The organism is Pseudarthrobacter sp. NPDC058119, from assembly GCF_042884655.1.
Lineage (GTDB): Bacteria > Actinomycetota > Actinomycetes > Actinomycetales > Micrococcaceae > Arthrobacter.
In genome coordinates this window covers 543,594-564,910 of the sequence record NZ_JBHVTN010000001.1, presented here as the reverse complement: position 1 = coordinate 564,910, position 21,317 = coordinate 543,594, and the positions used below count along the sequence as shown (strand labels likewise).

16 protein-coding genes are annotated in these 21,317 nt (G+C 63.6%); 14 read left to right on the top strand and 2 right to left on the bottom strand.

Translation table 11 applies throughout. The features are described from left to right. The first annotated feature begins 84 nt into the window (after positions 1-84). The 7 genes from nusG to rplL all read left to right on the top strand — a co-directional run bounded on the left by nusG (position 85) and on the right by rplL (position 6,068). On the top strand, positions 85-903 hold the full coding sequence (gene nusG / locus ACFVTD_RS02605) for a transcription termination/antitermination protein NusG (protein ID WP_387557602.1): 819 nt from the start codon (positions 85-87) through the stop codon (positions 901-903). A 128-nt stretch (positions 904-1,031) separates the two neighbouring features. Beyond that, entirely contained in the window at positions 1,032-1,463 is a 432-nt protein-coding gene (gene rplK, locus ACFVTD_RS02600; protein WP_018760472.1) for a 50S ribosomal protein L11, read from the top strand. Positions 1,464-1,642: 179 nt separating this feature from the next. Beyond that, a complete protein-coding gene (rplA, locus tag ACFVTD_RS02595; RefSeq protein WP_159631352.1) occupies positions 1,643-2,350 on the top strand; it encodes a 50S ribosomal protein L1 in 708 nt (235 codons plus the stop codon). A gap of 125 nt (positions 2,351-2,475) precedes the next feature. Further along, positions 2,476-3,612, top strand: coding sequence for a GNAT family N-acetyltransferase (locus tag ACFVTD_RS02590; protein WP_387557599.1), 1,137 nt, complete (start codon positions 2,476-2,478; stop codon positions 3,610-3,612). A 7-nt stretch (positions 3,613-3,619) separates the two neighbouring features. Further along, positions 3,620-4,738: a GNAT family N-acetyltransferase gene (locus ACFVTD_RS02585; protein WP_387557596.1), complete on the top strand. Its 1,119-nt coding sequence runs from the start codon at positions 3,620-3,622 to the stop codon at positions 4,736-4,738. Positions 4,739-5,031: 293 nt separating this feature from the next. Then, complete coding sequence (gene rplJ / locus ACFVTD_RS02580; protein WP_347885426.1) at positions 5,032-5,613, top strand: 50S ribosomal protein L10; 582 nt, start codon at positions 5,032-5,034, stop codon at positions 5,611-5,613. Positions 5,614-5,690: 77 nt separating this feature from the next. Next, on the top strand, positions 5,691-6,068 hold the full coding sequence (rplL, locus tag ACFVTD_RS02575; RefSeq protein ID WP_018760467.1) for a 50S ribosomal protein L7/L12: 378 nt from the start codon (positions 5,691-5,693) through the stop codon (positions 6,066-6,068). Between the two features lie 83 nt (positions 6,069-6,151). Here the strand turns inward: rplL and ACFVTD_RS02570 are convergent, their stop codons facing one another. Both ACFVTD_RS02570 and ACFVTD_RS02565 read right to left on the bottom strand, forming a co-directional pair. Continuing rightward, a complete protein-coding gene (locus tag ACFVTD_RS02570; protein ID WP_387557592.1) occupies positions 6,152-6,649 on the bottom strand; it encodes an aminoacyl-tRNA deacylase in 498 nt (165 codons plus the stop codon). Then, positions 6,649-7,848, bottom strand: a complete 1,200-nt coding sequence (locus tag ACFVTD_RS02565; protein ID WP_387557590.1) for an acetyl-CoA C-acetyltransferase — start codon at positions 7,846-7,848, stop codon at positions 6,649-6,651. The genes ACFVTD_RS02570 and ACFVTD_RS02565 overlap by 1 nt, the downstream gene beginning before the upstream one ends. A gap of 250 nt (positions 7,849-8,098) precedes the next feature. Here ACFVTD_RS02565 and ACFVTD_RS02560 point away from each other — a divergent pair, with 250 nt between their 5' ends. From ACFVTD_RS02560 to tuf, 7 genes are all read left to right on the top strand, one after another. Then, a complete protein-coding gene (locus tag ACFVTD_RS02560; RefSeq protein ID WP_387557587.1) occupies positions 8,099-8,587 on the top strand; it encodes a hypothetical protein in 489 nt (162 codons plus the stop codon). Between the two features lie 310 nt (positions 8,588-8,897). Next, positions 8,898-12,407 carry a DNA-directed RNA polymerase subunit beta gene (gene rpoB, locus ACFVTD_RS02555; RefSeq protein WP_387557584.1) on the top strand — a complete coding sequence of 1,170 codons (3,510 nt, stop codon included), beginning with the start codon at positions 8,898-8,900 and terminating at the stop codon, positions 12,405-12,407. A 104-nt stretch (positions 12,408-12,511) separates the two neighbouring features. Then, on the top strand, positions 12,512-16,411 hold the full coding sequence (locus ACFVTD_RS02550; RefSeq protein ID WP_387557581.1) for a DNA-directed RNA polymerase subunit beta': 3,900 nt from the start codon (positions 12,512-12,514) through the stop codon (positions 16,409-16,411). A gap of 399 nt (positions 16,412-16,810) precedes the next feature. Continuing rightward, positions 16,811-17,185: a 30S ribosomal protein S12 gene (gene rpsL, locus ACFVTD_RS02545; protein WP_009358312.1), complete on the top strand. Its 375-nt coding sequence runs from the start codon at positions 16,811-16,813 to the stop codon at positions 17,183-17,185. Position 17,186: 1 nt separating this feature from the next. Next, positions 17,187-17,657, top strand: a complete 471-nt coding sequence (gene rpsG / locus ACFVTD_RS02540) for a 30S ribosomal protein S7 (protein ID WP_003803829.1) — start codon at positions 17,187-17,189, stop codon at positions 17,655-17,657. A gap of 69 nt (positions 17,658-17,726) precedes the next feature. Next, on the top strand, positions 17,727-19,841 hold the full coding sequence (fusA, locus tag ACFVTD_RS02535; protein ID WP_387557578.1) for an elongation factor G: 2,115 nt from the start codon (positions 17,727-17,729) through the stop codon (positions 19,839-19,841). 253 nt (positions 19,842-20,094) lie between these two features. Beyond that, on the top strand, positions 20,095-21,285 hold the full coding sequence (tuf, locus tag ACFVTD_RS02530) for an elongation factor Tu (protein ID WP_141159762.1): 1,191 nt from the start codon (positions 20,095-20,097) through the stop codon (positions 21,283-21,285). Positions 21,286-21,317: the final 32 nt, after the last annotated feature.

The following is a 21,317-nucleotide window of genomic DNA, read 5'->3' as shown; positions in this document are numbered from 1 at the left end:
CCCGGGTGACCGGAAGGAAGCGCCGGCGTGCGGAATTGAGCCATTTAAATAGGCATGTTAGGCAATGAGGAAGCAGGAGACCAAGTGTCTGAGCAGGAGCTCGAGGTAACCGAGACTGGGCTGGAAGAATCCCCGGACGTCACGGCAGAAGCCGGTGAAGAGTCCGAGGTTGAGTCCTCCGCGCCCGAATCCGACGACGCCGCCTCCGACGCAGCAGTTGCTGACGAAGCCGACGCTTCAGGCGCCGATGGCGAAGAGGAGCCCGCAGACGCCCTCGCCGCCGCTGCAGCCACCGCCGCCGCTGATCCGGCTGAGGAGTTCAAGGCCAAGCTGCGCCGCCAGGAGGGTGACTGGTACGTCATCCACTCCTACGCCGGCTACGAGAACCGCGTGAAGGCCAACCTTGAAACCCGCATCCAGACCCTGGACATGGAAGATTACATCTTCGAAATCCAGGTCCCGATGGAAGAAGTCGTGGAGATCAAGAACGCCCAGCGCAAGGTGATCAACCGCGTCCGCATCCCCGGCTACGTCCTGGTCCGCATGGACCTGACCGACGCCTCCTGGGGCGCCGTCCGCCACACCCCCGGCGTCACCGGCTTCGTGGGCAACGCCCACAACCCGGTCCCGCTGCGCCTGGACGAGGTCTTCTCCATGCTCGCCCCTGTCTTCGAGGAGGAGCAGGCCGAGAAGGGCAAACCGGTCAACAAGCAGAACCAGGCACCCGTGGCCGTGGACTTCGAAGTCGGCGAGTCCGTCATCGTCAAGGAAGGTCCGTTCGAGACCCTCCCCGCCACGATCTCCGAGATCAAGCCCGAGTCCCAGACCCTGGTGGTGCTGGTCTCCATCTTCGAGCGCGAAACGCCGGTCACCTTGGCGTTCAACCAGGTCACCAAGATCTGAAAATCCTAGATTTCGTCCCGGCGCCGCCCGCTTAGCGGTACCGGAACGGCCGGCCGCCTCGCCATGGCGGCCAAAAACCTGAGGCACGCTCCTGTGCCCCAGGACGTTATTGAGAGAAGGACCCTACATTGGCTCCCAAGAAGAAGGTCACCGGCCTCATCAAGCTGCAGATCCAGGCAGGTGCCGCCAACCCGGCCCCGCCGATCGGTCCTGCGCTTGGCCAGCACGGTGTCAACATCATGGAATTCTGCAAGGCGTACAACGCTGCAACGGAAGCCCAGCGCGGCAACGTCATCCCCGTGGAAATCACGGTCTACGAGGACCGTTCCTTCACATTCATCACCAAGACCCCGCCGGCTGCAGAGCTCATCAAGAAGGCTGCAGGCGTTGCCAAGGGTTCATCCACCCCGCACACCGTCAAGGTTGCCAAGCTGACCCAGGCCCAGGTCAACGAGATCGCCTCCACCAAGATGGAAGACCTCAACGCCACCAGCCTCGAAGGCGCAGCGAAGATCATCGCCGGCACCGCCCGCTCCATGGGCATCACCGTCGAGGGCTAACAGCCCTTACCGCTGTCCAGCGTCGGGTTGATTGACGACGACGGGCCGCACCGCCGGGACACCGGCACCAAAAAAATTGAAATGTTGGCCGTCCGGGCCGGATAACGAACCGGATCGCCGACTGTGGCAGGGCCCAGCGCGGTCCGCAGACCACAACTGCACAAGGAGAAATAAGCAGCATGGCAAAGCGCAGCAAAGCATATGAGGCAGCAGCCGCCAAGATCGACGCGGAGAAGCACTACGCACCGTTCGAGGCAGTAACGCTGGCCAAGGACACCAACCCGTCCAAGTTCGACGCCACGGTTGAGGTCGCCTTCCGCCTCGGCGTTGACCCCCGCAAGGCTGACCAGATGGTCCGCGGCACCGTCAACCTGCCCCACGGCACCGGTAAGACTGCCCGCGTCCTGGTCTTCGCCACGGGCGACAAGGCTGAGGCAGCTATCGCAGCCGGCGCCGACTTCGTTGGTTCCGACGACCTGATCGAAAAGATCGCCGGCGGCTGGACCGACTTCGACGCCGCCGTAGCCACCCCTGACCTCATGGGCAAGGTTGGCCGCCTCGGTAAGGTCCTGGGTCCGCGTAACCTGATGCCGAACCCGAAGACGGGCACCGTGACCCCCGACGTCACCAAGGCCGTCAACGACATCAAGGGTGGAAAGATCGACTTCCGCGTCGACAAGCACTCCAACCTGCACTTCATCATCGGCAAGGTTTCCTTCGACGCCATCAAGCTGGCCGAGAACTACGCAGCAGCACTGGAAGAGGTCCTCCGCCTCAAGCCGTCCGCCGCGAAGGGCCGCTACATCCAGAAGGCCACCGTTGCCACCACGTTCGGCCCGGGCATCTCCGTGGACCCCAACGTCACCAAGGTGCTCACCGAGGCATAGTCCTCACTGAAGTTCCTGCTTCCGGATTGACTCCGGAGCAACCAAAGACCGTCCCGGCGCCAAGGTGCCGGGACGGTCTTTTTTGTGCCTGCCCCACAGTGGCCCGTGCTGCCTATGCTGGCTGCATGGACCATGTTGAGCGAACCGGCCCCGCACTGCCGCCGTCATTCCCGTCCTGGGCGATTGCCGCCGTCGCCATTCCTCCACGCGGCCAGGGCCGCCACGCTCCACCGCCGGCGGACTTCCTGGCATGCCAAGCGATGAAGGAGGCCCACTCCTTGGAGCTGTGGGGAAGCCTGGAGCGCTGCCTTACCTTGGACGAAGCGCTGGAGTACTTGCGCGGGAACGAGTACGAAGAACGGCGGCTGTTCCTGGCCCGTGCGGGCGGGGAGCCGGTGGGGCTGTGCTCCGTGACGCTGCCCCTGCGCGAGAACCTGGCCACGGCGGGAATCGATGTCCTGGTGGTGCCTGGTCGGCGGCGCAGGGGATTGGGGCGCCGCCTGCTGGAGCATGCCGAAGCTGTTGCCCGCACCCGCGGCAGGTCATCCCTGGAGGGCTTCCATGAAGTTCCCTTGGGCGAAATACGCCAGGGCACACGCATGGTCACTGCGAAATCCGGGGCAGGGCAACTGCCGGCGGATGACCCTGCAACCGCCTTCGCGCTGGCGTCGGGGTACCAACTGGAGCAGGTGGAACGCTCCAGCAGGCTGGAGCTGCCCGTAGCCGCGGACCGGTTGTCCCAGCTGGAGGGGGACGCCGCAGCCCACTCCACGGACTACGTGCTGGCCTGCTGGGATGACCACTGTCCAGAGAAGCTCGTTGCCGGTTACGCCGGATTGAGGGCGCGGATGAGCACGGACGCGCCCTCCGCCGGCATGGACTGGGAACGGGAGGACTGGGATGTCCAGCGCGTGCGCCGCGATGAAGAAGCCCAGCTCCGCAGCGGTGTTCAAACTTCCGTGGCGGGAGCCCTGCACCGGCAAACCGGCGAACTGGTGGCGTACACGGTCCTGACGTGGCGGCCGCAGGTGCCGGAGTCGCTGATCCAGCAGGACACCCTGGTGGCGGCGGAACACCGCGGCCACCGGTTGGGGATGCTGACCAAGGCGGCCAACCTGCGGCGGGCCCGGGAAAAATGGCCGCAGGCGCGCTCCGTCCTGACATGGAATGCCAGCGAAAACCAGCATATGCTGGCGATAAATACCGCCCTTGGATTCAGGCCCGCCGGCTATGAAGGTGAGTGGCAGAAACGGCTGGGATGATGCCCGAATGGCAATAGACGTGAAGATCGAGCAGCTCTGGATTCCCGACTCCCTGGACACCCCGGATGCTGCGGACTTCCTTGCCGCGGTGGAAGTGGGCCGCAAGGTGCGCATGCAGACGTGGGGCAGTGACGATCTTGCGTACGGACCCGAGGAAAAGCTGCTTGAGTTTGCGGACCCGTATGAGCGCCAGTTGATCCTCGTTGCCAGGGTAGAAGGCGCGATCGTGGGCACGGTTGATATCGCGCTGCCCCTGACCGACCACCTGGACCTTGCCGAGCTCACCCTGGACATCCTGCCCGAGTTCCAGCGGCAGGGGGTGGGCCGCCGGCTGCTGGAGGCCGCCGAACAGCTGGCCCGGGGGGAGGGCCGCACCATGATCCTGGTGGACACCAACCATCCGGGGGCATCCCTGCATGAGTTTGAACGGGCCCAGCTGGTTCCCGGCTCCGGGCAGGGCTTCGTGCCGCTGGAGAGCCGCGAGGTCGAGTTCGCGCAGAAGACCGGCTACACGCTGCAGCACATCGAGCAGTTCAGCTCCTGCCTCCTGCCCCTGGACACCAAGCTCGTGGCCGACCTCCAGGCTGAGGCCGAGGAGGCGAACAACGGCAGGTACCGGCTGCACCACTGGACGGACCGCTGCCCCGACCGCTGGCTGGAGGCCGTGGCGGCGCTGGAAAACCAGGCGGGCGCCGACGTGGACCCGTCGCTGGACATGCCGGTTGAACAGGACATGGTGTTCGACGGCGGCATCCTGCGTGAAGCGGAGGACGTCGCCATCGCGCAGGGCCGGAGAACGGTGGTCACCGCCGTCGAGCACATCGCCACGGGGGCGCTGGTGGGCCTGACCACCATCACGGTCCTCGCGCACCGGGCGGACGTGGTGTTCCAGGACGATACCCTGGTCCTGCAGGAACACCGGGGCAACAAGCTCGGGCTGCTGATCAAGGTGGCCAACATGGAACGGCTCAGCGAACAGTTCCCGGACGCCCGCATCATTTACACCTGGAACGCCCCGGAGAACCGGTACCTCCTGACGGTCAACAAGCAACTGGGGTTCCAGACGGCCGGGGTGACGGGCATCTGGCAAAAGGAGCTTCCAACGCTGCACACCAGCACCAGCTGAGCCCCGATTTGGTGGACGGGCAGCGCCTCGCGTAAGCTGGGAGTACCAAAGACCGTCGGTTGTTGGAAATCCACTCTCCTGAACATGGCTCAACTCTGCAGTTGTGCGCTGGAGGCCACAGTGGCTTTCCGGACGAAGGACCCTCAACGCAGGGCGGCCGGCGCAGGTGAACGAAGCAAAGCTCCACGGCAACGTGTCGAGCCAAGCCCCGTGCATCTGCGCGGGGCGTTTTTAGTTTTAGCTCTCTTGAGCGGGGACCGTCGAATACCGGCACTATCCCCGGAAGGAGGGTTATGGCAACGCCTACCAAGGTTTCAGCAGTAGCTGAGATCACTAACGATTTCAAGGAATCGAACGCCGCTGTCCTGACCGAATACCGCGGGCTCACCGTTGCACAGCTCAAGCAGCTGCGTGTTTCTCTCGGCCAGGACACCAAGTTCGCGGTCGTCAAGAACACCCTGACCGCCATTGCAGCCAAGGAAGCCGGCGTCGAAGCATTCGACGGCCAGCTTGCCGGCCCCACTGCAATCGCGTTCATCAAGGGTGACGCAGTTGCCGCTGCCAAGAGCCTGACGGATTTTGCCAAGGCCAACAAGCAGCTGGTCATCAAGACCGGTTACTTCGAGGGCAAGGCGCTGGACGCCACCGAGGTCGCCGCACTGGCTGCCCTCGAGTCCCGCGAGCTGCAGCTCGCCAAGGTTGCAGGCGTCCTCAAGGCACCTGCCGCCGCAGCTGCACGCATCATCGACGCACTGCGCCTCAAGCTTGAAGAAGAGAACGGTGCACCGGCAGCTGCCGAAGCGCCCGCCGCTGAAGAAGCCCCTGCCGCTGAAGCTGACGCTGCCGCCGAAGCTCCCGCTGCCGAAGAGAACTAATTCTCTTACCCCCACCAGACTCCGGTGTCCGTCCGGCCCAGTGCCGCCCGGACACCACAACAGGAAGGACGCCTACCATGGCGAAGCTCAGCAACGAAGAGCTCATTGAAGCTTTCAAGGAACTGACCATCATCGAGCTCTCCGAGTTCGTCAAGCTCTTCGAAGAGACCTTCGAAGTTACCGCTGCTGCTGTAGCTGTTGCCGGCCCCGCCGGTGGCGGCGCCGCTGAAGAGGTTGAAGAGAAGACCGACTTCGACGTCATCCTCGAATCTGCCGGTGACAAGAAGATCGCAGTCATCAAGGAAGTTCGCGCCATCACCTCCCTCGGCCTCAAGGAAGCCAAGGACCTGGTTGACAGCGCCCCCAAGGCTGTTCTCGAAGGCGCCAACAAGGAAGCTGCCGAGAAGGCCAAGGAGCAGCTCGAGGCTGCAGGCGCCACCGTTACCCTCAAGTAACAACGCCTTTTCCTTCGGAAACCCCGTCCACTCCGGTGGGCGGGGTTTCCTGCTTTAACGCGCCCGATCGATTCCGGGTCCGCTTAGCCGGGATCGCTGATGTCCGCCACCACGGCGCCCAGGGCGGCGGTCAGCGCGTCGGCGTCGACGAATGCGCTGTACCCATGCGCACCGGCGCCCATGGAGATGCGCCGTCCAGTGATGGTGGCGTCGGCATAGACAGGCCAGGCCGTGGTGCTGCCAAGCGGGGTGATGGTGCCCCGCTCGTAGCCGGTGGCCTCCAGTGCAGTGTCCGCGGGCGGCAATGACAGCTTGTTCACGCCCACCAAGGCACGGAGCTTGGGCCAGGAAATCTGCCGGTCACCGGGGATCAGTGCGAAGAGGAACGTACCGTCCTTGTGCTTCACCACCAGCGATTTGACGATGTCCGCCGGCGTGATGCCCAGGATGCCCGCGGCCTCTTCGAGGCTCTTCGCTGCGGGCCGTTCCACCACGTCTACGTCCAGGCCACGGGCTGCGGCGTCGGCCAGGAACCGTTCCCGTCCGACGCCGTCCGCGCCGTTTCCGGATGAGGCCGCCATCAGTCGCGGTACAGCAGGAGAGCTTCGCCCTGCCCGCCGCCGCCGCAGAGGGACACCGCAGCCTTGCCGGTTCCACGCCGCTTCAGCTCGTGTGCCGCGTGGGCCGCCAACCGGGCGCCCGAGGCGCCGATCGGATGCCCCAGGGCGATCGCGCCGCCATGGATATTGCACTTCTCCAGCGGGTAATCCAAGTCCTTGAGGGACTGCACGGCCACCGACCCGAAGGCTTCGTTGATCTCGATGAAGTCGAGATCGGCGGTGCTCCACCCTGCTTTGCCGAGGGCGTTCATGATGGCGTTGGAGGGCTGGGAATGCAGGGAATTGTCAGGGCCGGCCACCTGTCCAGGCTTCCCGACAACCGCCAGGTATTCCAGCCCGTGCTCCTCCGCATAGCCGCGTGAGGCCAGTACCAAGGCGGCGGCGCCGTCGGACAGGGGAGAGGAATTGCCTGCGGTGATGGTGCCGTCGGTGACGAACGCGGCGCGCAGGCCTGCCAGCGACTCGATCGAGGTGTTGGGGCGGACACCTTCGTCGGTGTCCACCACCAAGGGTTCGCCCTTGCGCTGCTTGACGCTGATCGGTGCGATCTCGCCGTCGAACGTTCCGTTCTTGGCCGCAAGCGCAGCGCGCTGGTGAGATTGGGCCGCGACATTGTCCTGCGAGGTGCGGTCGATCCCCAGCGAGAGGTTCCTCGTCTCGGTGGACAGTCCCATCGATTCCCCGTCGAAGGCATCGGTCAGGCCGTCATGGGCGGCTGCGTCCAGCGCCTGGATGGAACCGTAGGTCCAGCCCTGGCGGGATCCGGGAAGCAGGTGCGGTGCACGGCTCATCGACTCCTGGCCGCCGGCAACCACCACGGCGGCCTCGCCCGCCCGGATCATCCTGGCGGCATCGATCACCGCGGTCAGGCCGGAAAGGCAGACCTTGTTCACAGTTACCGCGGGGACGTTCCACCCGATGCCGGCCCCGATGGCGCTCTGCCGCGCGGGGTTCTGGCCCGCACCTGCCTGCAGGACCTGGCCCATGATGACGGTTTCCACGTCGGCCGCGTCGACACCGCTGTTTTCCAGTGCGGCCCTGATGGCATGCGCACCAAGATCCACTGCCGTGAGGCTGGACAGCTGGCCGTTGATCCGGCCCTGCGGAGTCCGTGCCGCCCCGAGGATGACAACGTCGCTGTTGCCGGGAGAGTTGCCCATGGTTACCACTTTCCATCCGGTTTTGATCTAAGCCACCAAGGCTATCGTGAGCCTGGTCACCCAACTATTCAAACGCCAAAGGCGCTATGTGCATTCCAGTCCTGCGGCAGGACAGGGCAGGGGAGAGGTCCCCATCGCCGGGGTTAGGCACGACGGCGGACGCTTGCGTAGGGTGGACGGCGAGGCTTTGCAGGGGACACGCCTTGCATGGGGACACCGGGTCCGGAGCCGGGACGGACGGAGCGACATCGTGAAGAAAGCACTGGCGGCGGCTATCGCCGCGGCGGTTCTGTCGGGAGGCAGCCTGGCGGGCTGTTCGGTATCTACGCCGGCGCCGGCGGAATCCACCGGTTCCACAACGTCTACGTCGAGCCCGGGCAGCGTCACTAACAGCGGCACCCCTGCCGCCTCCACAGGCGGGGGAAGTTCCGCATCTGCGGCCGGAGGAACCAAGGCCGCCTGCGAGCTCTTCAACAAGTTGGTGGCGGACTACGCCGCAGTTTCCCCCACCGACCCGCAGGGCTACGAAGACGTCTACTCGAAAGCCCAGGACGCCAAGGACACCGTTTCCGGGGACCTGAGGGGGCTCTTCGCCTCGCTGAGCCTGCTGGCCATCGACCACTCGTCGGCTGCAGAATCCGGCGGCAAGCCCGCCAAGGAATCGGAGGACGCCGTGCGCGACGCCGTCTTCGCGAACGCCGGAACCTGCACGGCGGAGGGCGTGACGCTGCGCCTCTAGGCTGCGCCGGACCTATCAGTTCGGAGCCGGGGGACAAGGTGCTTGCATTCCGGCAGGAAGTGGGGTAGACACGTAGGTTGTTTTGCCGTATCGTAGATATTTGCGTCTTCCCTGTTTACCTTCAGCCTTCATATAGCGGTGGGCTTTGCCTGGCAGCTGGCAATCAACGTGCCGTAACAACGGTCACAGCATAGTCAGTCCGGGCCCCGGGTCATATAGCGGAACCGGATGGTAGCGCTGCGGAGTCACTTCGCAGGGTGCACAGCGGGGGAGATCTGAAAACGCCTGAAGGTCTGTGGAAGGATCCCTCTTGGTCGCCTCGAGCACCTCTAATAACGAAACCGCTAACACTGCCGACAGCACTGATGGTGCCACTCGCCGGCTCTCATTCGCAAAGATTCACGAACCCCTTGACGTTCCGAATCTGCTTGCCCTGCAGACGGACAGCTTTGACTGGCTGGTCGGCAACGAGCGCTGGCAGGCACGCGTGGCAAAGGCTGTCGAAGAAAACGATCTCAGCGTCGCCACCACGTCCGGACTGTCGGACATCTTCGAAGAGATCTCCCCGATCGAGGACTTCCAGGGCACCATGTCCCTGAGCTTCTCCGATCCGGAGTTCGCTGACCCCAAGTACACCATGGCAGAGTGCAAGGACCGGGACGCAACGTACTCGGCTCCGCTGTACGTCAAGGCCGAGTTCATGAACAACAACACGGGCGAAATCAAGCAGCAGACCGTGTTCATGGGTGACTTCCCGCTGATGACCGAGAAGGGCACCTTCGTCGTCAACGGCACCGAGCGTGTCGTCGTCTCCCAGCTGGTCCGTTCGCCGGGCGCCTACTTCGAGCGCGCTGCCGACAAGACCAGCGATAAGGACATCTTCACCGCCAAGATCATCCCGTCCCGCGGTGCATGGTTCGAACTCGAGATCGACAAGCGCGACCAGGTCGGTGTCCGCCTCGACCGCAAGCGCAAGCAGTCCGTCACTGTGCTGCTGAAGGCCCTCGGCTGGACCGAAGGCCAGATCCTCGAAGAGTTCGGCCAGTACGACTCCATGCGGGCAACCCTGGAGAAGGACGCCACCGAAACCCGCGAAGACGCCCTGCTGGACATCTACCGCAAGCTGCGTCCGGGCGAGCCGCCCACCGTCGAGGCTGCCCAGTCCCTGCTGGACAACCTGTACTTCAACTCCAAGCGCTACGATCTGGCCAAGGTTGGCCGCTACAAGATCAACCGCAAGCTTGGTATCGACCGCTCCCTTGGCGACAAGGAAGCCTCCGTCCTGCACGTTGAAGACATCGTCGCCATGATCAAGTTCCTCGTCGCGCTGCACGCCGGCGAGAAGACCATCAAGGGCACCCGCGATGGCCAGGAAGTGGACCTGCGCGTCGAAATCGACGACATCGACCACTTTGGCAACCGCCGCATCCGCGCCGTCGGCGAGCTCATCGAGAACCAGGTCCGCACCGGCCTGTCCCGTATGGAGCGCGTTGTCCGCGAGCGTATGACCACCCAGGACGTCGAGGCCATCACGCCGCAGACCCTGATCAACATCCGCCCCGTGGTTGCAGCCATCAAGGAGTTCTTCGGAACCTCCCAGCTGTCGCAGTTCATGGACCAGAACAACCCGCTCTCGGGCCTGACCCACAAGCGCCGCCTGTCGGCCCTTGGCCCCGGTGGTCTGTCCCGTGACCGCGCCGGCATGGAAGTCCGTGACGTGCACCCGTCCCACTACGGACGTATGTGCCCCATCGAAACCCCTGAAGGCCCGAACATTGGCCTGATCGGTTCGCTGGCTTCCTACGGCCGCATCAACCCGTTCGGTTTCATCGAGACCCCGTACCGCCTGGTCAAGGACGGCGTCGTCTCCGACGACGTCCAGTACCTGACGGCAGACGACGAGGCCGAGGTCCTGATCGCCCAAGCCAACGCGCCGCTGGACGAGAACAAGAAGTTCGCCGAAGAGACCGTCCTGGTCCGTGCCCGCGGTGGTGGAGGCGAGCCCGTCCTGGTTCCGGCCGAGGACGTCGAGTTCATGGACGTTTCCCCGCGCCAGATGGTGTCCGTGGCTACGGCCCTGATCCCGTTCCTGGAGCACGACGACGCCAACCGCGCACTCATGGGTGCCAACATGCAGCGCCAGGCTGTGCCGCTGGTCCGTTCCGAGGCCCCCTTTGTGGGCACCGGCATGGAGCGCGCCGCCGCCGTCGACGCCGGTGACGTTGTCATCGCGAAGAAGGCCGGTGTGGTCACCGAGGTTTCCGCCGAGCTCGTCATCATGCTCAACGACGACGGCACCGAGACCAACTACCGCATCAACAAGTTCGCCCGTTCCAACCAGGGCAACTGCTACAACCACCGTGTCCTGGTCAACGAAGGCCAGCGCCTGGAAGTTGGCGGCATCATCGCCGACGGCCCGGCGACGGACCAGGGCGAGCTCGCACTGGGCAAGAACCTGCTCGTGGCATTCATGTCATGGGAAGGCCACAACTTCGAGGACGCCATCATCCTCTCGCAGCGCATCGTTGCCGAGGACGTCCTTTCCTCCATCCACATCGAGGAGCACGAGATCGATGCCCGCGACACCAAGCTTGGTGCCGAGGAAATCACCCGTGACATCCCCAACGTGTCCGAGGAAGTCCTGGCCGGACTGGACGAGCGCGGCATCATCCACATCGGTGCCGAGGTTGAGGCAGGGGACATCCTGGTCGGAAAGGTCACCCCGAAGGGTGAAACCGAACTGACTCCGGAAGAGCGGCTGCTCCGCGCCATCTTCGGCGAGAAGTCCCGCGAAGTCCGCGACACCTCCCTGAAGGTTCCCCACGGCGAGTCCGGCACCGTCATTGGCGTGCGCGTCTTCGACCGCGACAACGACGACGAGCTGCCCCCGGGCGTGAACCAGTTGGTCCGCGTCTACGTGGCCGCCAAGCGCAAGATCACCGACGGCGACAAGCTGGCCGGCCGCCACGGCAACAAGGGTGTCATCTCCAAGATCCTGCCGATCGAGGACATGCCCTTCCTTGCCGACGGCACCCCCGTTGACATCGTCCTGAACCCGCTGGGTGTCCCGGGTCGTATGAACGTGGGCCAGGTGCTCGAGACGCACCTCGGCTGGGTTGCCAAGACCGGTTGGAAGATCGAAGGCGAGCCCGAGTGGGTCAAGCAGCTGCCGAACCTGCCGCGCGAGAGTGGTCCCACCACTGTTGCCACGCCGGTGTTCGACGGCGCCCGCGAAGAGGAAATCACGGGCCTGCTCGATTCCACCAACGTGACCCGCGACGGTGACCGCCTGATCAACTCCTCGGGCAAGACCCGCCTGTTTGACGGCCGCTCCGGCGAGCCGTTCCCGGATCCGATCTCGGTCGGCTACATGTACATCCTGAAGCTCCACCACCTGGTGGACGACAAGATCCACGCCCGCTCCACCGGCCCGTACTCCATGATCACCCAGCAGCCGCTGGGTGGTAAGGCACAGTTCGGTGGCCAGCGCTTCGGTGAAATGGAAGTGTGGGCGCTCGAAGCCTACGGCGCCGCCTACACGCTCCAGGAACTCCTCACGATCAAATCCGATGACATCCACGGCCGCGTGAAGGTCTACGAAGCGATCGTCAAGGGCGAGAACATCCCCGAGCCGGGCGTTCCCGAATCCTTCAAGGTCTTGATCAAGGAAATGCAGTCGCTGTGCCTGAACGTGGAAGTCCTTTCCACGGACGGAACCACAATTGAAATGCGTGACTCTGATGACGCAGTCTTCACGGCTGCGGAAGAACTGGGCATCGATCTGTCTCGCGCAGAGCCCAGCTCCGTAGAAGAGGTTTAGCAGGCGGGCGTACGACGACGGGTGACCACCCGCCGTCGTACCCCACCTCCCTCATCCCGCACCAAGACTTCAGAATTTAGAGAACAAGAGAGAACAGGGACCATATGTCCAGCGAATCCTCCTTCGGCCTCATGCAGATCGGCCTCGCCACCGCGGAAGACATCCGCGGCTGGTCGTACGGCGAGGTTAAGAAGCCGGAAACCATCAACTACCGCACGCTCAAGCCCGAGAAGGACGGCCTCTTCTGCGAGAAGATCTTCGGCCCGTCCCGCGACTGGGAATGCTACTGCGGCAAGTACAAGCGCGTGCGCTTCAAGGGCATCATCTGTGAGCGCTGTGGCGTTGAAGTCACCCGCGCCAAGGTCCGCCGTGAGCGCATGGGCCACATCGAACTGGCCGCTCCCGTCACGCACATCTGGTACTTCAAGGGTGTTCCGTCCCGCCTGGGCTACCTCCTTGACCTGGCCCCGAAGGACCTCGAAAAGGTCATCTACTTCGCTGCCTACATGATCACCAGCGTCGACGAGGCTGCCCGCCACGAGGAACTGCCCAACCTGCAGGTTGAGCACGACATCGAGAAGAAGCAGCTGATCGACAACCGCGACGCCGACATCGCCGCGATTGCCCGCGACCTGGAAGGCGAAATTGCCCGCCTCGAGGGCGAAGGCGCCAAGGCTGCCGACAAGAAGAAGGCCCGCGACTCCGCCGACCGCCAGATGGCCAACGTGCGCAAGCGTGCCGATGCCGACATCGAGCGCCTCGAGCAGGTCTGGGACCGCTTCAAGAACCTGAAGGTCGCCGACCTCGAAGGTGACGAAGGCCTGTACCGCGAACTGCGCGACCGCTACGGCATGTACTTCGAAGGCTCCATGGGTGCCGAGGCCATCAAGAAGCGCCTCGAAAACTTCGACATGCAGGCCGAGTCCGACCTCCTGCGCGACGTCATCGCCAACGGCAAGGGCCAGCGCAAGACCCGCGCCCTGAAGCGGCTCAAGGTGGTCAACGCATTCCTGACCACCAACAACAGCCCGCTCGGCATGGTCCTCGACGCCGTCCCGGTGATCCCGCCGGAACTGCGCCCCATGGTCCAGCTGGACGGTGGCCGCTTCGCGACCTCCGACCTCAACGACCTGTACCGCCGTGTGATCAACCGCAACAACCGCCTCAAGCGCCTGCTTGACCTGGGTGCTCCGGAGATCATCGTCAACAACGAGAAGCGCATGCTTCAGGAAGCTGTTGACAGCCTCTTCGACAACGGCCGCCGCGGCCGTCCGGTCACCGGGCCGGGCAACCGTCCGCTGAAGTCCCTGAGCGACATGCTCAAGGGCAAGCAGGGCCGTTTCCGCCAGAACCTCCTCGGCAAGCGCGTCGACTACTCCGGCCGTTCGGTCATCGTCGTCGGCCCGCAGCTGAAGCTGCACCAGTGCGGCCTGCCCAAGCAGATGGCCCTGGAGCTCTTCAAGCCGTTCGTGATGAAGCGCCTGGTTGACCTCAACCACGCCCAGAACATCAAGTCGGCAAAGCGTATGGTCGAGCGTTACCGTCCGCAGGTCTGGGACGTGCTCGAAGAGATCATCACCGAACACCCGGTGCTGCTCAACCGTGCACCTACCCTGCACCGCCTGGGCATCCAGGCGTTCGAGCCGCAGCTTGTTGAAGGCAAGGCAATCCAGCTGCACCCGCTGGTTTGTGGCGCGTTCAACGCCGACTTCGACGGCGACCAGATGGCAGTCCACCTGCCGCTGAGCCCCGAAGCCCAGGCTGAGGCCCGCATCCTGATGCTGTCCTCGAACAACATCCTGAAGCCCTCTGACGGACGCCCGGTCACCCTGCCTTCGCAGGATATGATCATCGGCCTGTACCACCTGACCACCAAGCGGAAGGGTTCCGCCGGCGAAGGCAGGATCTTCTCCTCCGTTTCGGAAGCCATCATGGCCTTCGATGCACGCGAGCTGCACCTTAACTCGCAGGTCAAGATCCGGCTCGAAGGATTCGTCCCCTACGCCGGCTGGGAAGCCCCGGAAGGCTGGGAGCCCGGTCAGCCGGCACTCGTCCAGACCTCCCTGGGCCAGGTTGTGTTCAACCAGACCCTGCCCGAGGACTACCCGTGGGTTGAAGCCGTTGCCGACAAGGGCGAACTGTCCCGGATCGTCAACGACCTCGCCGAGCGCTACCCCAAGGTCGTCACCGCGGCAACGCTGGACAACCTGAAGGATGCCGGTTTCTACTGGGCCACCCGTTCAGGCGTCACCGTTGCCATCTCCGACATCGAAGTTCCTGCTGCCAAGCCGGAAATCCTTGCCGGGTACGAGGAACGCGCCGCCAAGATCCAGGGCCAGTACGACAAGGGCCTGATCGACGACGACGAGCGCCGCCAGGAACTGATCGAGATCTGGAACAAGGCAACGAACGACATCGCCTCCGTGATGCGTGAGAGCCTGTCCCCGATGAACACCATCAACCGCATGGTGTCCTCCGGTGCACGTGGTAACTGGATGCAGGTCCGCCAGATCGCGGGTATCCGTGGCCTGGTGGCCAACCCGAAGGGTGAGATCATCCCGCGTCCGATTAAGTCCTCCTACCGCGAGGGCCTGTCGGTGCTGGAATACTTCATCGCCACGCACGGTGCCCGTAAGGGCCTGGCCGATACCGCACTGCGTACCGCCAACTCGGGTTACCTGACCCGCCGCCTGGTGGACGTCTCGCAGGACGTCATCGTCCGTGAAGAGGACTGCGGCACCGAGCGTGGCCTGGTCACGCCCATCGCCGTTGCCGATTCCAATGGTGAGCTGGTCCTGGACGAGAACGTCGAGAACAGCGCCTACGCACGTACGCTGGCCGTCGACGTCGTGGACTCTGAGGGCAATGTCCTCGCAGCCGCCGGCACCGACTGCGGTGACGTTGTGATCGCCGAGCTCTTCAAGGCAGGCATCACCGAGGTCAAGGTCCGCTCCGTGCTCACCTGTGAGTCCAGCGTCGGAACCTGCGCCCTGTGCTACGGCCGTTCGCTGGCCACCGGCAAGACCGTGGACATCGGCGAGGCCGTGGGCATCATCGCCGCACAGTCCATCGGTGAGCCCGGTACCCAGCTGACCATGCGTACGTTCCACACCGGTGGTGCTGTGTCCGCGGGCGGTGGCGACGACATCACCCAGGGTCTGCCCCGTATCCAGGAGCTCTTCGAAGCCCGTACTCCGAAGGGTGTTGCCCCGATTGCTGAAGCAGCCGGACGCATCACCATCGAAGAGTCCGAGCGCCAGATGCGCCTGGTCATCACCCCGGATGACGGAACGGAAGAGATCGCCTACCCGGTCCTCCGCCGTTCACGCCTGCTGATCGAAGACGGCGACCATGTCTCCGTTGGCCAGAAGCTGATCAACGGCCCGGTGGACCCCAAGCAGGTCCTGCGCATCATGGGTCCGCGTGCGGCACAGAAGTTCCTCGTGGACGAAGTGCAGGGCGTGTACCGCAGCCAGGGCATCGGTATCCACGACAAGCACGTCGAGGTTATCGTCCGCCAGATGCTGCGCCGCGTCACGGTCATCGAGTCCGGCGAATCGGACCTGCTGCCCGGCGAGCTCGCCGAGCGCAGCCGCTTCGAGGACGCCAACCGCCGTGTTGTGTCCGAGGGCAAGACTCCGGCTTCCGGACGTCCTGAACTCATGGGCATCACCAAGGCGTCGCTGGCCACCGAGTCCTGGCTGTCCGCAGCTTCCTTCCAGGAGACCACCCGCGTCCTGACGCAGGCGGCCATGGAAGGCAAGAGCGATCCGCTGCTCGGCCTGAAGGAAAACGTCATCATCGGTAAGCTGATCCCGGCCGGCACGGGCCTCCCGCGCTACACCGAGGTCACCGTGGAGCCCACTGAGGAAGCAAAGGCCAACCTGTTCACCGGCCCCAGCGCGTTCAGTGACTTCTCGTACGACACCCTGGGCGGTGACGGAGCTCCCGAGTTCCACGCCATCCCGCTGGATGACTACGACCTGGGCAACGACTTCCGGTAACCACTGAGGGTTAACGCCTGACCAAGGGATGGTCCCGCACCGCAAGGTGGGGGACCATCCCCGCTTAACCACCGGGGAGAGGCCCCGATTAAGGCATGGAGCCCGTCCATGCTAGACTTGTTAACAATTGTTATTGTGGCAGTGGATGAGTGCGCCGGTATCAGCTGAGAAGCTGGACCAGAGCGACGTTTCCGGTTTGCAGGGTTCTTGTGCAACGTATGCCACATTTTTGCATGCCTAGGGAACTGCAGGAATGTATGTTTCGTGCTGGTGTGCGATCCGACTATTAAGGCTTCGCCTTCGCCGCCATGGAGATTCCCTTCAGGGCCCGGGCGGCGGGGCAACGCAACAAGAGAGTGGCCGGAAACAGCCACTCCGGATAAAACGGAGAACACGAGAGTGCCTACGATTAACCAGCTGGTCCGCAAGGGCCGCACGCCTAAGGTCTCAAAGACCAAGGCTCCCGCGCTTAAGGGCAGCCCCATGCGCCGCGGTGTTTGCACCCGCGTCTACACCACCACCCCGAAGAAGCCGAACTCGGCTCTGCGTAAGGTGGCACGTGTGCGCCTCAACGGCGGCGTGGAAGTTACCGCCTACATCCCCGGTGTTGGCCACAACCTGCAGGAGCACTCCATTGTGCTCGTTCGCGGTGGTCGTGTGAAGGACCTCCCGGGTGTCCGCTACAAGATCGTCCGTGGCGCCCTCGATACCCAGGGTGTGAAGAACCGTAAGCAGGCCCGCAGCCGCTACGGCGCAAAGATGGAGAAGAAGTAATATGCCTCGCAAGGGTCCGGCCCCCAAGCGGCCGCTCGTTTCGGATCCGGTATACGGTTCCCCGCTGGTAACCCAGCTCATCAACAAGGTGCTCGTTGACGGCAAGAAGTCCACGGCAGAGCGCATTGTCTACGGTGCACTCGAAGGCGCACGCGCCAAGTCCGGCGGCGACCCCGTTGCAGCCCTGAAGAAGGCCATGGACAACGTCAAGCCTTCCCTCGAGGTCCGCTCCCGCCGCGTCGGTGGCGCCACCTACCAGGTTCCGGTTGAGGTCAAGCCGGGCCGCTCCACCGCACTCGCCCTGCGGTGGCTGGTTGGCTACTCCAAGGCCCGCCGTGAAAAGACGATGACCGAACGTCTCCAGAACGAAATCCTGGATGCGTCCAACGGTCTCGGTGCCGCTGTGAAGCGTCGCGAAGACACCCACAAGATGGCCGAGTCCAACAAGGCCTTCGCACACTACCGCTGGTAATACTCCCCGGACGCCGCCGGCTCAACCGAGCCGGCGGCGAACGTGTAGTCCATCCCAAAAGGAGACCCCGTGGCACAGGACGTGCTTACCGACCTTAGCAAGGTCCGCAACATCGGCATCATGGCCCACATTGATGCCGGCAAGACCACCACCACCGAGCGCATCCTGTTCTACACGGGTGTGAACCACAAGATCGGCGAAACGCACGACGGCGCTTCGACGACTGACTGGATGGAACAGGAAAAGGAACGCGGCATCACCATCACGTCTGCCGCCGTGACCTGCTTCTGGGAAAACAACCAGATCAACATCATCGACACCCCCGGCCACGTGGACTTCACGGTTGAGGTTGAGCGCTCCCTGCGCGTCCTCGACGGTGCAGTCGCTGTCTTCGATGGCAAGGAAGGCGTTGAGCCGCAGTCCGAGACCGTCTGGCGCCAGGCTGACAAGTACAACGTTCCGCGTATCTGCTTCGTCAACAAGATGGACAAGCTGGGTGCTGACTTCTACTTCACCGTAGACACCATCATCAGCCGCCTCGGCGCCAAGCCGCTGGTCATGCAGCTGCCCATCGGTGCCGAGAACGACTTCATCGGCGTCGTCGACCTGCTCTACATGCGTGCCCTGGTTTGGCCGGGCGACGCCAAGGGTGACGTGACCATGGGTGCCAAGTACGAAATCCAGGAGATCCCCGCGGACCTCCAGGCCAAGGCCGAGGAGTACCGCGCAAACCTCGTGGAGACCGTCGCCGAGGCTTCCGAGGAACTCATGGAGAAGTACCTCGAAGGCGAAGAGCTCACTATCGACGAGCTCAAGGCCGGCATCCGCAAGATGACCATCAACTCCGAGCTGTACCCCGTGTTCTGTGGCTCCGCCTTCAAGAACCGCGGCGTCCAGCCCATGCTTGACGCAGTTGTGGATTACCTGCCCAACCCGCTCGACGTTCCCCCGATGATCGGCCACGATCCCAAGGACGAAGAGAAGGAACTGACCCGCAAGCCCTCCGCCGACGAGCCCTTCTCGGCTCTCGCGTTCAAGATTGCGGCACACCCGTTCTTCGGGCAGCTGACCTTCATCCGCGTGTACTCCGGTCACGTGGAATCCGGTGCCCAGGTGGTCAACTCCACCAAGGGCAAGAAGGAGCGCATCGGCAAGCTGTTCCAGATGCACGCCAACAAGGAAATGCCGGTTGACGCCGCTACTGCTGGCCACATCTACGCAGCCATCGGCCTGAAGGACACCACCACGGGCGACACCCTGTGCGATGCTGCCAACCAGATTGTCCTGGAGTCCATGAGCTTCCCCGAGCCCGTGATCTCCGTGGCCATCGAGCCCAACACCAAGGGTGACCAGGAGAAGCTCTCCACGGCCATCCAGAAGCTCTCCGCTGAGGATCCCACCTTCCAGGTGTCCCTCAACGAAGACACCGGCCAGACCATCATCGCCGGCATGGGCGAGCTCCACCTGGACATCCTGGTGGACCGCATGCGCCGCGAGTTCAAGGTTGAAGCCAACGTTGGCAAGCCGCAGGTTGCTTACCGCGAAACCATCAAGCGCGCAGTCGAGAAGCACGACTACACGCACAAGAAGCAGACTGGTGGTTCGGGCCAGTTCGCAAAGGTCCAGATCGCCATCGAGCCGCTGGACACCGCCGAAGGCGAGCTGTACGAATTCGAGAACAAGGTCACCGGTGGCCGCGTTCCGCGCGAATACATCCCGTCTGTTGACGCGGGCATCCAGGACGCGCTGAACGACGGCGTCCTGGCCGGTTACCCGGTTGTCGGCATCAAGGCCACGCTGCTTGACGGCGCGTACCACGATGTTGACTCCTCGGAAATGGCGTTCAAGATCGCCGGCCGTATGGCTTTCAAGGAAGCTGCACGCAAGGCGAACCCTGTCCTGCTTGAACCGCTGATGGATGTCGAAGTACGTACCCCTGAGGAATACATGGGTGACGTTATCGGCGACCTCAACTCCCGCCGTGGCCAGATGCAGTCCATGGAAGATGCAGCCGGCGTCAAGGTTGTGCGGGCCCACGTTCCGCTGTCCGGCATGTTCGGCTACATCGGTGACCTGCGCTCCAAGACCCAGGGCCGTGCTGTGTACTCCATGACGTTCAACAGCTACGCCGAGGTCCCGAAGGCAGTTGCCGACGAGATCATCCAGAAGTCCCGCGGCGAATAGTCCCTCCGGACTCTCGCAGCGAAAACCTCGGTTGCGCTGTCCGCCCAGGACAGCGCGGCCGGTGCAGGTGGCCGGCCCGGACGGAGCGATCCGGCTGGTCCCGGCCCCTGCACGAACAGGCTCAGGGGATTAGTATTAGTTCCTGAATCTGCAATTTCACCAATCCAAAGCCCCCCAAGTAGACTTGCCTGAGTTCTACCGCGATAAGCGCGGCTGGAGGGCAAGCTATTTGAAAACGTTCTAGGAGGAACCTGTGGCAAAGGCAAAGTTCGAGCGGACTAAGCCGCACGTCAACATCGGCACCATTGGTCACGTTGACCACGGTAAGACGACGCTGACGGCCGCCATTTCCAAGGTGCTGTACGACAAGTACCCGGATCTCAACGAGAAGCGTGACTTCGCGTCGATCGACTCTGCACCCGAAGAGCGTCAGCGCGGTATTACCATCAACATCTCCCACGTGGAGTACCAGACCGAGAAGCGTCACTACGCACACGTTGACGCCCCCGGCCACGCTGACTACATCAAGAACATGATCACCGGTGCTGCCCAGATGGACGGCGCAATCCTCGTGGTTGCCGCTACCGACGGCCCGATGGCTCAGACCCGCGAGCACGTTCTGCTGGCCCGCCAGGTTGGTGTTCCCTACCTGCTGGTCGCCCTGAACAAGGCTGACATGGTCGACGACGAAGAACTGCTCGACCTGGTCGAGATGGAAGTTCGTGAGCTCCTGAGCTCGCAGGGCTTCGATGGCGACAACGCTCCGGTTGTCCGCGTTTCCGGCCTGAAGGCCCTGGAAGGCGACCCCGAGTGGGTCAAGTCCGTTGAGGACCTGATGGCTGCCGTCGACGAGTCCGTTCCGGACCCCGTACGTGACCGCGACAAGCCGTTCCTGATGCCGATCGAAGACGTCTTCACCATCACCGGCCGTGGCACCGTTGTTACGGGCCGCGCCGAGCGTGGAACCCTCGCCATCAACTCCGAGGTCGAGATCGTCGGCATCCGCCCGGTCCAGAAGACCACGGTTACCGGTATCGAGATGTTCCACAAGCAGCTCGACGAAGCATGGGCCGGCGAGAACTGTGGCCTGCTGCTCCGTGGCCTGAAGCGCGACGATGTCGAGCGTGGCCAGGTTGTCGTCAAGCCGGGTTCCATCACCCCGCACACCGACTTCGAGGCCAACGTCTACATCCTGTCCAAGGACGAAGGCGGACGTCACAACCCGTTCTACTCGAACTACCGCCCGCAGTTCTACTTCCGTACGACGGACGTTACCGGCGTTATCACCCTGCCCGAGGGCACGGAAATGGTTATGCCTGGCGACAACACTGAGATGACCGTTGCGCTCATCCAGCCCATCGCTATGGAAGAGGGCCTCGGCTTCGCTATCCGCGAAGGCGGCCGCACCGTTGGTTCGGGACGCGTTACCAAGATCATCAAGTAGTACTTGCTGAACTGAAGGACAGCCCCGCTGCA

Excerpts from the sequence above, each read along its gene's own strand:
- ACFVTD_RS02550 (WP_387557581.1), top strand. The coding sequence starts at position 12,512 with ATGTCCAGCGAATCCTCCTTCGGCCTCATGCAGATCGGCCTCGCCACC.
- rpsG (WP_003803829.1), top strand. The coding sequence starts at position 17,187 with ATGCCTCGCAAGGGTCCGGCCCCCAAGCGGCCGCTCGTTTCGGATCCG.
- rplL (WP_018760467.1), top strand. The coding sequence starts at position 5,691 with ATGGCGAAGCTCAGCAACGAAGAGCTCATTGAAGCTTTCAAGGAACTG.
- ACFVTD_RS02585 (WP_387557596.1), top strand. The coding sequence starts at position 3,620 with ATGGCAATAGACGTGAAGATCGAGCAGCTCTGGATTCCCGACTCCCTG.
- rplJ (WP_347885426.1), top strand. The coding sequence starts at position 5,032 with ATGGCAACGCCTACCAAGGTTTCAGCAGTAGCTGAGATCACTAACGAT.
- ACFVTD_RS02565 (WP_387557590.1), bottom strand. The coding sequence starts at position 7,848 with ATGGGCAACTCTCCCGGCAACAGCGACGTTGTCATCCTCGGGGCGGCA.
- ACFVTD_RS02570 (WP_387557592.1), bottom strand. The coding sequence starts at position 6,649 with ATGGCGGCCTCATCCGGAAACGGCGCGGACGGCGTCGGACGGGAACGG.
- rplA (WP_159631352.1), top strand. The coding sequence starts at position 1,643 with ATGGCAAAGCGCAGCAAAGCATATGAGGCAGCAGCCGCCAAGATCGAC.
- ACFVTD_RS02590 (WP_387557599.1), top strand. The coding sequence starts at position 2,476 with ATGGACCATGTTGAGCGAACCGGCCCCGCACTGCCGCCGTCATTCCCG.